20 protein-coding genes and 1 other RNA gene are annotated in these 12448 nt (G+C 62.6%); 9 read left to right on the top strand and 12 right to left on the bottom strand.

Translation table 11 applies throughout. The features are described 5' to 3' along the window. Positions 1 to 37 precede the first annotated feature (37 nt). The 7 genes from J7S20_RS05200 to J7S20_RS05170 all read left to right on the top strand — a co-directional run bounded on the left by J7S20_RS05200 (position 38) and on the right by J7S20_RS05170 (position 4386). On the top strand, positions 38 to 403 hold the full coding sequence (locus J7S20_RS05200; protein ID WP_284053155.1) for a response regulator: 366 nt from the start codon (positions 38 to 40) through the stop codon (positions 401 to 403). A gap of 73 nt (positions 404 to 476) precedes the next feature. Then, positions 477 to 1490, top strand: coding sequence for a chemotaxis protein CheB (locus tag J7S20_RS05195; RefSeq protein ID WP_284053154.1), 1014 nt, complete (start codon positions 477 to 479; stop codon positions 1488 to 1490). Between the two features lie 38 nt (positions 1491 to 1528). Beyond that, entirely contained in the window at positions 1529 to 2350 is an 822-nt protein-coding gene (locus J7S20_RS05190) for a CheR family methyltransferase (RefSeq protein WP_284053153.1), read from the top strand. Between the two features lie 61 nt (positions 2351 to 2411). Then, positions 2412 to 3101 carry an N-acetylmuramoyl-L-alanine amidase gene (locus J7S20_RS05185; protein WP_284053152.1) on the top strand — a complete coding sequence of 230 codons (690 nt, stop codon included), beginning with the start codon at positions 2412 to 2414 and terminating at the stop codon, positions 3099 to 3101. Positions 3102 to 3111: 10 nt separating this feature from the next. After that, positions 3112 to 3470: RNase P RNA component class A (gene rnpB / locus J7S20_RS05180), an RNA gene on the top strand. A gap of 65 nt (positions 3471 to 3535) precedes the next feature. Continuing rightward, the gene (locus J7S20_RS05175) at positions 3536 to 4075 is read left to right on the top strand and encodes a J domain-containing protein (RefSeq protein WP_284053151.1); all 540 of its coding nucleotides are present in this window, start codon (positions 3536 to 3538) and stop codon (positions 4073 to 4075) included. Continuing rightward, on the top strand, positions 4057 to 4386 hold the full coding sequence (locus J7S20_RS05170) for a (2Fe-2S) ferredoxin domain-containing protein (protein ID WP_430980906.1): 330 nt from the start codon (positions 4057 to 4059) through the stop codon (positions 4384 to 4386). The genes J7S20_RS05175 and J7S20_RS05170 overlap by 19 nt, the downstream gene beginning before the upstream one ends. Here J7S20_RS05170 and J7S20_RS05165 read toward each other — a convergent pair. The 9 genes from J7S20_RS05165 to J7S20_RS05125 form a co-directional block, all read right to left on the bottom strand. Then, positions 4383 to 4790, bottom strand: a complete 408-nt coding sequence (locus J7S20_RS05165; protein WP_284053149.1) for a SufE family protein — start codon at positions 4788 to 4790, stop codon at positions 4383 to 4385. The two genes, J7S20_RS05170 and J7S20_RS05165, sit on opposite strands and share 4 nt — an antisense overlap. Positions 4791 to 4856: 66 nt before the next feature. After that, on the bottom strand, positions 4857 to 5102 hold the full coding sequence (locus J7S20_RS05160; RefSeq protein WP_284053148.1) for a hypothetical protein: 246 nt from the start codon (positions 5100 to 5102) through the stop codon (positions 4857 to 4859). 17 nt (positions 5103 to 5119) lie between these two features. Continuing rightward, entirely contained in the window at positions 5120 to 5371 is a 252-nt protein-coding gene (locus J7S20_RS05155) for a hypothetical protein (protein ID WP_284053147.1), read from the bottom strand. A 41-nt stretch (positions 5372 to 5412) separates the two neighbouring features. Beyond that, a complete protein-coding gene (locus J7S20_RS05150; protein ID WP_284053146.1) occupies positions 5413 to 5691 on the bottom strand; it encodes a hypothetical protein in 279 nt (92 codons plus the stop codon). 10 nt (positions 5692 to 5701) lie between these two features. Beyond that, positions 5702 to 6013 carry a hypothetical protein gene (locus J7S20_RS05145; RefSeq protein WP_284053145.1) on the bottom strand — a complete coding sequence of 104 codons (312 nt, stop codon included), beginning with the start codon at positions 6011 to 6013 and terminating at the stop codon, positions 5702 to 5704. A gap of 28 nt (positions 6014 to 6041) precedes the next feature. Continuing rightward, the gene (gene pspC, locus J7S20_RS05140; RefSeq protein ID WP_284053144.1) at positions 6042 to 6422 is read right to left on the bottom strand and encodes an envelope stress response membrane protein PspC; all 381 of its coding nucleotides are present in this window, start codon (positions 6420 to 6422) and stop codon (positions 6042 to 6044) included. A gap of 3 nt (positions 6423 to 6425) precedes the next feature. Continuing rightward, the gene (gene pspB, locus J7S20_RS05135) at positions 6426 to 6698 is read right to left on the bottom strand and encodes an envelope stress response membrane protein PspB (RefSeq protein WP_284053143.1); all 273 of its coding nucleotides are present in this window, start codon (positions 6696 to 6698) and stop codon (positions 6426 to 6428) included. Between the two features lie 4 nt (positions 6699 to 6702). Further along, on the bottom strand, positions 6703 to 7371 hold the full coding sequence (gene pspA / locus J7S20_RS05130; protein ID WP_284053142.1) for a phage shock protein PspA: 669 nt from the start codon (positions 7369 to 7371) through the stop codon (positions 6703 to 6705). Between the two features lie 103 nt (positions 7372 to 7474). After that, positions 7475 to 7843, bottom strand: a complete 369-nt coding sequence (locus J7S20_RS05125) for a hypothetical protein (RefSeq protein ID WP_284053141.1) — start codon at positions 7841 to 7843, stop codon at positions 7475 to 7477. On the opposite strand from J7S20_RS05125, the gene pspF reads away from it, so the two are divergent. Further along, positions 7821 to 8840 carry a phage shock protein operon transcriptional activator gene (gene pspF, locus J7S20_RS05120; protein ID WP_284053140.1) on the top strand — a complete coding sequence of 340 codons (1020 nt, stop codon included), beginning with the start codon at positions 7821 to 7823 and terminating at the stop codon, positions 8838 to 8840. The genes J7S20_RS05125 and pspF overlap by 23 nt on opposite strands. Positions 8841 to 8947: 107 nt before the next feature. Continuing rightward, complete coding sequence (locus tag J7S20_RS05115; protein ID WP_284053139.1) at positions 8948 to 9553, top strand: superoxide dismutase; 606 nt, start codon at positions 8948 to 8950, stop codon at positions 9551 to 9553. A 61-nt stretch (positions 9554 to 9614) separates the two neighbouring features. Here J7S20_RS05115 and J7S20_RS05110 read toward each other — a convergent pair whose 3' ends face one another. From J7S20_RS05110 to mtaB, 3 genes are read right to left on the bottom strand one after another with little or no spacing between them, the layout of a single operon-like run. Continuing rightward, positions 9615 to 10253 (bottom strand): septation protein A, encoded by a 639-nt coding sequence (locus J7S20_RS05110; protein ID WP_284053138.1) that lies wholly within the window; start codon positions 10251 to 10253, stop codon positions 9615 to 9617. 2 nt (positions 10254 to 10255) lie between these two features. Further along, positions 10256 to 11185 (bottom strand): signal recognition particle-docking protein FtsY, encoded by a 930-nt coding sequence (gene ftsY, locus J7S20_RS05105; protein ID WP_284053137.1) that lies wholly within the window; start codon positions 11183 to 11185, stop codon positions 10256 to 10258. Beyond that, positions 11182 to 12414, bottom strand: coding sequence for a tRNA (N(6)-L-threonylcarbamoyladenosine(37)-C(2))-methylthiotransferase MtaB (mtaB, locus tag J7S20_RS05100; protein WP_284053136.1), 1233 nt, complete (start codon positions 12412 to 12414; stop codon positions 11182 to 11184). Before mtaB ends, ftsY begins: the two co-directional genes overlap by 4 nt. Positions 12415 to 12448 lie beyond the last annotated feature (34 nt).

The following is a 12448-nucleotide window of genomic DNA, read 5'->3' as shown; positions in this document are numbered from 1 at the left end:
GCCAGAACGAATCGGTGCTTCCAACAGGGTGTATTTTATGAAGACCTGCCTCGTCGTCGATGACTCCAAGGTGATCCGAAAGGTTGCCCGCCATATTCTCGAAACGCTCGAGTTCGAGGTGCGTGAAGCCGGCGACGGTCGCGAGGCACTGGAAAGCTGCATGGCGGCGGTGCCCGATGTCGTGCTGCTCGACTGGAACATGCCGGTAATGAGCGGAATGGATTTCCTGCGCGCGCTTGGCGACAGCGGAATCGAGAACAAGCCGAAGGTGGTGTTCTGCACGACCGAAAACGGCATGGGTCACATCCGCGCTGCCATCGAAGCCGGCGCCGACGAATATGTGATGAAACCGTTCGACAGGGAAACGCTGGAAAGCAAGCTCCAGATCGTCGGCATGGCCTGAACGCCTGTCGGCGATGGGCGCTCCTGACAAACTTTTCGGTCCCTTCAAAAGGACCAGGCCGGCACCGGCCAGGGTGCTGATCGTCGATGATTCGATGGTCGCGCGGACCGTGCTCACTCGCATGGTTTCCGCCACGCACGGCTTTACGGTTGCCGCCGCGGTCGCCGATGCGCGGGCCGCGCTCGATTTCCTCGCCGTCAACACGGTCGAAGTCATCCTGCTGGATATAGAGATGCCCGGTGTCGATGGCCTGACCGCGCTTCCCGATCTTGTTCGTGTCGGAAACGGAGCCAAGATCTTGATCGTGTCCTCGTCCTGCGACACCGGTGGCGCATCGATGGTCCAGGCACTTGCGCTCGGTGCGGCCGACACGCTCGTGAAGCCAGGCATGGGAAATTTTGCCGGCAAGTTTTCCCGAGTTCTCGAAGAACGCCTCGGCCGCCTGGTAGGCCCCGCCGAAATCGCCGAGCCGACCGACGTTCCGGCGAAGATCAACGATGCGCCGGTACATGATTTCGATATCGTGGCGATCGGCGCGTCGACCGGGGGCATTCACGCCCTCACCAAATTGTTGCGTGCGGTACCGGACGACTGCGACGTGCCGATCCTGGTCACCCAGCACCTTCCCGCGTCTTTCATGAGCTATTTCGCGACGCAGTTGGCGTTGCTCGCCAACCGGCCTTGCGAGGTTGCGCGCGATCACACCCGTATCCTGCCCGGGCGTATCATCATCGCGCCCGGCAATGCCCATCTGCGCTGTACGCGCATGTCGGACGGCACATCGATCCGGCTGAATGCGCAGGCGGCGGTCAGCGGCTGCATGCCCTCTGTCGACCCGATGCTCGAATCGGTCGCCGAAATTTACGGCGAGCGTGCGCTTGCGGTTGTGCTCAGCGGCATGGGGCGTGACGGCAGCGTCGGAGCGGCCGCCATTCGCCATGCAGGCGGCGCGGTGGTTGTTCAGGACCAGGCGAGTTCGGTGGTCTGGGGAATGCCCGGGACGATCGCTTCGCGCGGCGACGCATCCGCCATATTGCCGCCCGAAGAGATCGGCGCGCTGATCGCACATCGGCGCAGGCCCGCATGATGCTTGGCAATCAACCCCAGGTCGCATCGACCAGCGCCATGGGCGTAATCGCAGCGATGCTCGAGCAGCGCACGGGGCAGCAGATCGCTGCCAACCGAAGCTGGCGGATCGAAACCGCGCTCAAGCCGATCCTGCGCAAGCACCGGCTCGAAACGCTCGACGAACTGGTGGCGGCGCTGATGGCGGGTCAGAACGGCAACCTCGCGGAGACGGTCGTGGATGCAATGCTGAATCAGGAAACCTCATTCTTCCGCGATGCCGCCGTGCTCGACCAGATAGCCGACGCGGTCGTGGCGCTCCAGCAGACGGTCGGTGGCCGCCGCCTTCGAATCTGGTGCGCAGGCTGTTCGACCGGACAAGAGCCGTATTCGCTGGCGATCCTGCTGTCCGAACGGTTGGGCGATGCATCGCCGACCTTTCCCGAAATCGTCGCGACCGACATTTCCGCAGCGGCGATCTCGCGCGCCCGTAACGGACGATATTCGCAATTCGAAATTCAGCGCGGAATGCCGATCCGGCGCATGATCCGCTGGTTCGACGCCGAAGGCGAGGAGTGGCAGACCAAGGCCGAGCTCACCCGGCTTATCCAGTTCAGGAAGGCAAACCTGGTCGGCGACCAGCCGCCGCCGGGCCGGTTCGACGTGATTCTTTGCCGCAACGTACTCATGTATTTCTCGGCAGCGCTGCGGCGGCGGGTCTTTTGCCAGCTAGCCGAATCGATCCGGCCCGAAGGATTGCTGGTGCTTGGCGCGGGCGAGACGGTTATCGGGCAGACCGAGCTCCTGAAGCCCAGCCAGCAGTTTCGCGGCATGTACACCCTGGCACCCGCGAAGGATGCCGCCTCTCACTGCGTCGCATAATCGGTTGCCTTTCCGCGCGCTTCGTCCCATCGATTGAGCGACCGGAGCAAAGCGGAGCGGCATGCAGATCATCGACACGCCATCGCCGAATTTCGACGATCGCTCGTTGCCGGTTTCCATGCTGGTGCTGCACTATACCGGGATGCAGGATGCGGAGTCGGCAATAGCGCGGCTCACCGATGCGGAGGCCAAGGTATCTGCGCATTATCTGGTGGCGGAGGACGGCACCGTTTTGCGGATGGTCGATGAGGACAAGCGCGCCTGGCACGCGGGCCGCTCGCACTGGCGCGGTATTTCTGACGTGAACAGCGCAAGCGTGGGGATAGAGATCGTCAATCCCGGCCATGAATTCGGCTATCGTCCCTTTCCGCCGGAACAGATCTCTGCGTTGATTCCTCTCGTTTCCGATATTGTCGAACGGCACGAGATCACACGCGGGAATGTGGTTGGTCATTCCGATGTCGCACCTGCGCGCAAGCAGGACCCCGGCGAGTTGTTCCCGTGGAGCAAGCTTGCGCGCCTGCGCCTGGCGCTGCCGCGCCCGACGCGCAATCTTGCCGACCCGCACTGGACCGATGGCGGGTTCATGCTCGCGCTCGAACGCTTCGGCTACGATGTGTCCGACGCCGAGGCTGCGGTGATTGCGTTTCAGCGGCGTTTCCGGCCCGAACGGATCGACGGCGTGATCGACGGCGAATTGCGTTCGATCCTGCTTGCCTTGCTGCTTCCCAAACCGCAGGGCGACGACTAGATAGGTCGCGCCAGAGGGCCGGGCGGCCGCGTGGAAACACGAGGAAAGTCCGGGCTCCACGGAAATGACGGTGCCGGGTAACGCCCGGCGGGGGCGACCCCAGGGAAAGTGCCACAGAGAGCAGACGGCCGGGAACTCGCCCGGTCATGGTGAAAGGGTGCGGTAAGAGCGCACCGCGCGACCGGTAACGGAAGCGGCACGGCAAACCCCACCGGGAGCAAGACCGAATAGGGGCGGCATATGGGCATCTTTCCGGCCCGTCGCCCGGGTTGGTTGCTTGAGGCGGTGCGCAAGCACCGTCCTAGAGGAATGGCCGCACAGCGCCCGCAAGGGCGTGGACAGAACCCGGCTTACAGGCCCTCTGGCGAATTCTTGACGTCATAATGTTCCGGCAAACTGGCCTTTGGCCGTTTGGGCCACTATCTGGAAACGCTATGGCACGTTCTAAGCGATCAGTTGATTGGGGATTTCCGCGCTGGCGCGGCTATGGCAGCGAGCGCGACGCCGTGAAGGTGCGCATCTGCGACCGGGCGGGATGCGACGAACCGGGCGACCGGCCCGCCCCGAAATCGCCCAATAGTTCGGAACGCTGGTATTTCTGCGAAACCCACGCGGCGGAATATAATCGCAACTGGAACTATTTCGAAGGACTGTCGGACGAGGAAGCGAAGCGCCGCGCCGCCGAAGAGATGCGCGACGCCAGCGGCTATGCGCAGTCCAGCCACCATGGCTGGGCGGGGCCAGGCGATGGCAGCCGGTCGCGCGACGAGATGCACGCGCTCGAAATTCTCGAGCTAGAGGCCGATGCGGATTTTTCGGCGGTGCGTGTCGCGTGGCGCAAGCTGGCCAAGGAAAACCACCCTGACGTCAAGCCGGGTGATGAGGAGGCCGCGAAGCGCTTTCACGCGATCCAGGCCGCATTCGACGTGTTGAAAAGCGCCGAAGAACGTCGCCAATGGCGCCCCGAGGAGTGACGACGGGCGTTCGTGCAGGCTGGTCGAACCATGTTATGGTTTGCGCGAAATGTTCGAAGAAGATCGGCGGCGGCTTCGGCGCCAAGGGAAAGAAGCCGTTGGCCAAGGCGCTGCGCAAGCATCTCCGGCTGAAAAAGGGGCGTAAGAGCGAGCTCGGGATCGTCGAGGTCAAGTGCCTCGGGGTTTGCCCAAAGGGAGCTGTTACCGTCATCAATGCCGCGGACAGCCGCCATTGGCATCTGGTGCCCGCGGGCGCCGATCTGGATGAAGTTGTTGACCAGCTTGATCTGCAGGTGACAGCGGGCGGCTAGTCTGCGTAGCGGCGCGCTGTTTCGCGGATCAGGGCGATCATGTTGGGGATGCCCTGTGTGCGGTTGGAACTGAGCTGGTTCCTCAGGTCGAACGGCGCCAGCGCGGCTTCGATATCGGTGTCGAGGATGGCATCCGGCTGCTGGTCCTGAACCGTCAGCAACACCAGCGCGATGATCCCCTTGGTGATCGCCGCATTGCTGTCGGCGAGGAAATGCAGCGTACCGTCGTCGCGAGTGGTCGGGTAAACCCAGACGGCGGCGGAGCATCCACGGACGAGCGTGGCATCGGTCTTCAGCGCATCGGGCATCGGCTCCAGCTCGCGGCCCAGTTCGATCAGCAGCCGATAACGGTCGTCGGGTTCGAGGAATTCATATTCGTCTTGCAGGTCGCTCAGGCTTTGCATGGGCAGCGATATAGCGAGCCTGGCCTATAATGAAACCGCGCGCCGCGAGGGGCGGGGCGGGACCTCTCAGAGGTCCACGCCCGCTGCGATGGCTTCCAGCTTGCGGATGCGCTCTTTCAGATCGGCGATCTCGATGCGCGCACCGGCGGAGGAGGACGGCATGTCCCCGTCGTGATGGCGCCCGGCCAACGAAAGCTCCTGCTGCTTGAGCGAGAGCCACCCGCGCCAGCCGATCAGCGAGGCTGCAACGAGCATCGCCAGACCGGCCAGCGACGCCGATGCCAGGATCAGATAGAAGGTTGCTTCGGTCATGCGTCGTCTCCCTGTCGTCAGACGCGATCGCTGTCGCGCAGGCGTTCGATCTCGCGGTCGAGATTCACGCTGCTGTGATTGTCGGTGATGACCCGTTCGAGGACGGCGATGCGTTCCTTGAGCGAACGGATTTCTTCGCGAGCCCGCATCGCTTCGGCGGTGTCGGCGCCGCGTGCACCGCGGTCTGCGTCGGCCTTGAACCGGGCCTGCAACACCTTGCCGATGGTCACCACAATGATGATGGCTACGACCATTTCGAACGGATTCATCTCAAACTCCCTCTTGTCTTGTTCTTGTTATTCTTGATTTGTCAGTTGAGCGGCTGGTCGCGCAGACTTTCGATCTCATCGGACAGATCGACCCCCTTGTCGGTCGCGATGCGCTCTAGGACCCGGACGCGCTGTTCCAGCCGTTCGGTGTGCGCCGCATATTGCGCCGATTTCTCGGCGATCAGCTTCGCCTCGATCTCCAGTCGCTTTTCGCGGTGTTGCAACCAGGGTTGCACGATCAGTTTGGCGACAAGGACGATGATCGGGATCAGCGTACCGAGCGTGACGGCGATAATCGGTATCAGGACTGGGCTAAGCATGGTCCGCTCCTCAGTTGGTCTTGCCGCGCAGCTGTTCGATTTCACGATCGAGCAGGCTGCCGCTGTCGGTGACAATTCGTTCTACGGTGGCCAGGCGATCCTTTACCGCGCCCAGTTCGGCGCGAAGTTGCGCATTCTCCTGGCTCAGCAATTTTACGCGTTCGACCGTTTCGTCGTTCTTGCGAGGATAGACCGCCTGACCCCAGGCGCCGTCGAGTGGATAGCCGTTCTTAATGCGCATCCAGGTGGTCAGAACCCAACCGGCGACTGCGCAGATGCCGACGATGGCGACGACGGGGGCGAATTCTCCAAACGGAAACATGGCGTTATCTCCTCAGAGCGGGCTCGCCTCAGCGCAGGCTGTCGATCTCGTTGGCGAGGCGCGTATTGCGGCTGGTGTAATAGGTCTCGATGTCGGCAAGCCGGCGGTCGATGTCGCGCATCTTGGAGCGGACTTCGCCGGTCGAGCGCTTCGGATTGGAGCGCACGCCCTGCCAGAACTTCGCGTCCTCGGCCGTTTCGTACAGGCCGATCGGCTTGGTCGGCGCCATCCATGCAATCATGAAATAGGCGATGACAGTCCAGGGGAAGCCACCGGCGAGCGTCAGGATGACGGCACCGATGCGGATCCACATCACGTCGACCCCGGTATAGTCGGCGATGCCTGCGCAGACGCCCGACCATTTGCCATGTTGCTTGTCGAGATAGAGTTTGGTGCGGCTGGCGGACATGGCTCAGTTCCTCCGGGAATAATCGATTTCGGGCATTTCCGGCGCTGTGGGGACCTGCGGCCGGAAGTCGGGATTGTCGGCGGCGATGATGCGTTCGATCGTCTGCAACCGGTCCTCCAGTCGGCGGGCGGTATAGTGCAGTTCGTCGAGCAGCTTCTCGTCCTCGCCGGTCAGCGTCGCCGACTGCTTCCACTTGGTGACATAGTGCATGACCACCCAGGGAAGGCCGATGAACAGCATCCCGACAATGATGATGGGCAGAAAGACGTCTTCCATCGGATCAGCCCTCCTTGTTCAGCCGGGCCTTCAGTTCGGCGAGATCGGCTTCGACCTTTTCCGACGATTTCAGCTCGGCGATTTCCTCTTCGAGGCTCTTCGGGCTCTCGCCCATTCCGGCGGCATCGGCGCGGCCTTCGGCCATATCGACGCGGCGTTCGAGAACGTCGAACCGCGAAAAGGCGTCCTGCGTGCGCGATCCCGAATAGACTTCGCGCATCCGGGTACGGTTGTTCGCCGATTCGAGGCGCGTCATGATCGAGTTCTGCCGCGTGCGCGCTTCGCGCAGCTTGTTCTGCAGCTTCTGGATGTCCGCTTCCGAGCTCTTGAGCGTATCGTCGAGCACGGCGATTTCCTCGTTGAGCTGGTCGGCCATGTCGGCAGCCTTCTGGCGCTCGATCAGCGCGGCCTTGGCCAGATCCTCGCGGTCCTTCGACAGCGCCAGTTCGGCCTTTTCGGTCCAGTTGTCCTGAAGCTTTTCCAGCTTCGCGATGTGACGGCGCATTTCTTTCTGGTCGGCAATGGTACGCGCGGCGGACGCACGTACCTCGACCAGCGTCTCCTCCATTTCGAGGATGATCATGCGGATCATCTTCGCCGGGTCTTCCGCCTTGTCGAGCAGGTCGGTGACGTTGGCGGCAATGATGTCCCGCGTTCGTGAGAAGATACCCATCAAATTACTCCTTCGTGCAATCTCGTATCGGGGCGACCGGGGCGGGTGGGGCGGCTCCGCCCCGGTCGGTGTGCCGCCGTCCGGAGACAGCGGCCGGTAAAGTTCAACGCAGTGCGACATGACTATCGCCGTCCACCGTCATGTGCTGAGCCGCCGGAACCTTTACGGCCATCGCCGGCGAGACTGCGCCCATCACGAGGATGGAGCAACACATTGCAGCAAGCGCGACGTTGGAGAGCGAGCGGACTGCGGTGTTTGCGTTCATATTCATGTCGGTTCTCCCTGAACCCTGGTGGTGTGTCGCGCCGCTTTGGGCGTTTGCCCTTAGCTTTGCATGGGGCGTGCCAGTTTTCAGTTTTGGCAGAAATGCGTTGATTTTTGGGTGAGGCAACAGGGTGGCGACGTTTATTGTTGCCAACTGTTGGTAAAATACGCCAAACCTCTCGCCCATGGAGCGGGTATCGCAGGTCATCGGGGAATCGAGCGCCTTTCTGGACGTGCTGGAACGCGCCAGCCGGGCGGCGGGGCTCGACCGGCCGGTGCTCGTGATCGGCGAGCGCGGCACCGGCAAGGAACTGGTCGCCGAGCGCCTCCACCGGCTCAGCTCGCGCTGGGACCAGCCGCTCGTCATCATGAATTGTGCCGCGCTTCCCGAAACGCTGATCGAGGCAGAGCTGTTCGGGCACGAGGCCGGGGCCTTTACCGGCGCCACCAAGGCGCGCGCCGGTCGGTTCGAAGAGGCCGATGGCGGTACGCTGTTCCTCGACGAGCTGGGTACGCTTTCGATGGCCGCGCAGGAACGCCTGCTGCGCGTCGTCGAATATGGCGAAGTCTCGCGCATCGGTTCGTCGCGACCGATCAATGTCGATGTCCGAATCGTCGCCGCGACCAATGTTCACCTGCCCGACGAAGTGGGAAAGGGCACGTTCCGTGCCGACCTGCTCGACCGGCTGTCGTTCGAGGTGGTCACGCTGCCGCCGCTCCGCGCGCGGGGCGAGGATGTGATGGTGCTCGCAAACCATTTCGCTCGGCGGATGGCGGCAGAGATCGGCTATGAGGAATGGCCCGGTTTCGGGCCCAACGCCGTCGACATGCTGACGAGCTACTCGTGGCCGGGCAATGTCCGAGAATTGCGCAATGTCGTGGAACGCGCCGTGTATCGCTGGGAACGCGAAGGGCCTGTTGACGAAATTCAGATCGACCCGTTCGCCTCTCCTTATCGCCCAGAGAATCGTGCTGCGGAGGATGCGCCGGGCGATGCTGGAGGCACTCCGCAGGAAGATCCGGAAACCGTGACGCTTTCGGAGCCCGGCGCCTATGATTTCAAGGAGCGCGTCGCGCGCTTCGAACGCAGGCTGCTTACCCAGGCGATGGCCGATCATCGCTACAACCAGCGCGCGACGGCGGAAGCATTGGGGCTGAGCTACGATCAGCTCCGTCACGCGCTCCGCAAACACGATCTGCTGTAGCGCGACTGCGCTGAATCGTTCGCTTGCGTAACGATTGTTCCGGACCCATCTGGGCTCTGCGACGTTCGTCAGACAGAACCCCAACCCTTACGCCAAAGGAGATAAAGATGGCCTTCGAACTTCCGCCGCTTCCCTACGCTTACGACGCGCTGGAGCCGACCATCAACGAAGAGACGATGAAGCTCCACCACGACAAGCACCACAATGCCTATACGACCAAGTTCAACGAGGCCGCCAAGGAAGAGGGCTTCGACGGCCAGTCCGCCGAAGACGTGCTTGCGCAGATTTCGAAATATTCGACCAAGGCGCGCAACAATGGTGGCGGTTTCTGGAACCACGCCTTCTTCTGGGAAATCATGACCCCGGGCGGCAGTCAGCCGTCGGGCAAGCTTGCCGATGCGGTCGCCGAATTCGGCGGTCTCGACAAGCTGAAGGACGAATTTAACAACAAGGGCGCCGGCCAGTTCGGTTCCGGCTGGGCATGGCTCGTCGCCGACAAGAGCGGCAAGCTGTCCGTCACCAGCACGCCCAATCAGGACAACCCGCTGATGGACATCACCGATGTTTCGGGAACGCCGGTACTCGGCAACGACGTGTGGGAGCACGCCTATTACCTGACCTATCGCAACGACCGCGGCGCCTATCTAAAGGCGTGGTGGGATGTCGTGAACTGGGACCAGGCGAACAAGAATTACGAAGCCGCGCTTGGCTAAGCCTTGCGGTTCACCTGCAAATAAAGGGGCTCCGGGCGACCGGGGCCCTTTTTCTTCGGCCTCAGCCTTCGGGCGGGATCGGCGGGTCCTCGCTTTTTTCCTCGCCCATGCCGTGTTTCAGCAGCATCGGGATGTTCGCTGCGGCGAAGATCAGTGTCAGCGGCACCGCACCCCATAATTTGAACGCGACCCAGAAATCGGTGCTTTGGGTGCGCCAGACGACTTCGTTGAGAATCGCCATGCCGATGAAGAACAGCGTCCAGTTGATCGTCAGCAGGCGCCAGCCACGCGCGTTCAGGCCCGGATATGCGGTTTCGAGCAGCATCTGGAGCACCGGCTTGTCGCTGATAAGGCCATAGCCGAGCACGACGGCGAAGATCGCATAGACGATCGTCGGCTTCATCTTGATGAAGTTCTCGTCGTGAAAATAGAGCGTCAGCCCGCCGAACACGATCACGAGTACGCCCGATATCCAGAGCATCGGCGAGATATGCCGAGTCTTGATCTGCGAAACGAGCATCGCGACCAGCGTTGCGATCATGAACGCGGCGGTGGCCAGCAGCAGCCGTCCGATGCTTTCGACCGGCCCGGGCAGCGGGATATATTTGGCGAGGAAATTGACCGCGAAGAATATGACCAGCGGGCCGAAATCGATCGCCATGCGGAGCCCGGGCGAAGCGGGCGTCTGTTCCTTCGCCATCGTCAGACCGCCTTGTCCACGCCGGCGATGATGCGCGCAACCTCATTGGCATCGAAAGGACGCAGATCATCGACTTTTTCGCCGACGCCGATCGCGTGAATCGGTAGCCCGTATTTCTCCGCCGCATTGACGAGAACACCGCCGCGTGCGGTGCCATCGAGTTTCGTCATTACCAGTCCTGTCACGCCCGCCACTTCCTTGAACACCTCGATCTGGTTGAGCGCATTCTGTCCGGTCGTGGCGTCGAGCACCAGAACGACATCGTGCGGTGCTTCGGGGTTCAGGCGGCCCAGCACGCGGCGGATCTTGGCGAGTTCGTCCATCAGCTCGCGCTTGTTCTGCAGGCGCCCCGCCGTGTCGACGATCAGCACGTCGGTGCCGATGGCGGTGGCCTGTTTTACCGCGTCATAGACAATTCCGGCCGCGTCGCCGCCCTCGGGGCCGGACACGATGGGCACGCCGATACGGTCGGCCCATGTCTTGAGCTGGCCGATCGCGGCTGCCCGGAACGTGTCGCCTGCCGCGAGCAGGACGTTGTAGTCCTGTTCGAGGAACAGATTGGCGAGCTTTGCGATCGTGGTCGTCTTGCCCGATCCGTTGACCCCGATGACGAGGATAACCTGCGGCCGGGGAAAGGCGTCGATTTCCAGCGGTTCGGCTACCGGGGTGAGGCTTTTTTCGACCTCTTCGGCGACGACCAGCCGGATGCCGAGTTCTTCCATGTTGCGTTCGAACTGACCTTCGGCGAGCCGCTTGCGAACGCGCGCGGCCATTTCGGGGCCGAGGTCCGATGCGATAAGCGCTTCTTCGATCTCGTCGAGCGTTTCGTCGTCGAGGCGCGCCCCCGAAAGGCCGGCAAGATTGCCCATCAGGCGGTCTGACGTGCGCTTGAATCCGCCCATCAGGCGGTCGTGCCAGCTTCCGTTGCTCATGCCGCGGTGCCTGTCAGCTTGCCGTCGGTCGTGCCGGTAATGGCCACGTTGGCGATACTCCCAATTTCCAGTCGTGCCGGCCGTTCGAGGACGACCTCTGCGAAGTTTCCCACATGGCCCCGGTCGCCCGGTCTTTCCACCAGCATTTGCTGAACGGTGCCATGTTGCGCAGCCAGCCACCGCGACCTGCGCCGCGACCCGGCCTCTCGCAGCGACGCCGCACGGACCTTGATCCGGTCACCGGGCACCTGCGGCATTCGCGCAGCCGGGGTGCCGTCCCTGGCCGAATAGGGAAAGATATGCGGATGGACGATGTCGCAATCGTCGATCATCGCCAACGTATTCGCCGCCATCGCGTCGGTTTCGGTCGGGAAGCCGGCGATGATGTCGGCGCCGATGGCGATTTCCGGCCGGGCTGATTTCAGCCGTTCGACGATCGCCACTGCATCGCGCCGCGAATGCCGGCGTTTCATCCGCTTGAGGATCATGTCGTCGCCGGCCTGAAGCGACAGGTGGACATGCGGCATCATCCGCCGTTCTTGCGTCAGCAGCGAGAACAGCCGGTCGTCGATCTCGATCGAATCGAGCGACGAGAGACGCAGCCGTTCGAGCGCGGGCACATGATGCAGAATGCGTTCGACGAGCATTCCCAGCGACGGCGCACCGGGAAGGTCGGGGCCATAGCTCGTCAGATCTACGCCGGTCAGCACGACTTCTCGGTGCCCTGCGTCGACAAGTGCCGCGATGCGATCGACCACGATGCCCGCCGGTACCGAGCGGCTGTTGCCGCGGCCATAGGGGATCGCGCAGAAGGTGCAGCGATGGTCGCAGCCATTCTGCACTTCGACAAAGGCGCGGGCATGTGCGGCGAAGCTTGCGGCGAATTGCGGAGCCGTCGTCTCCAGCGCCATGATGTCGCGCACCACAACGGCATCGTCCGAACGCCACGCTGCGGGCGAGAGCTTGTCGCTGTTGCCGATCACTCGGTCGACTTCGGGCATGGCGGAAAAGGATTGCGGGTCGATTTGCGCCGCGCATCCGGTGACGATCACCTCGACATCCGGGCGCTCGCGCTTCGCTCGCCGGATCGCCTGGCGGGTTCGGCGCACCGCTTCGTTGGTGACCGCGCAGCTATTCACAACGACCGCATCGCGGTCCCCGATCAGTGCGCGGACGCCTTCGCTTTCCGCGATGTTGAGGCGGCAGCCCAGGCTGATAATCTCTGCCATGCGTTACAGCGCAGTCTGAACGGAAAGGAACGAC

Source organism: Stakelama marina, assembly GCF_018122655.1.
Taxonomy (GTDB): Bacteria; Pseudomonadota; Alphaproteobacteria; order Sphingomonadales; family Sphingomonadaceae; genus Sphingomonas; species Sphingomonas marina.
Note: the sequence above shows the minus strand (reverse complement) of the source record. Positions and strands in the feature narration are given on the sequence as shown.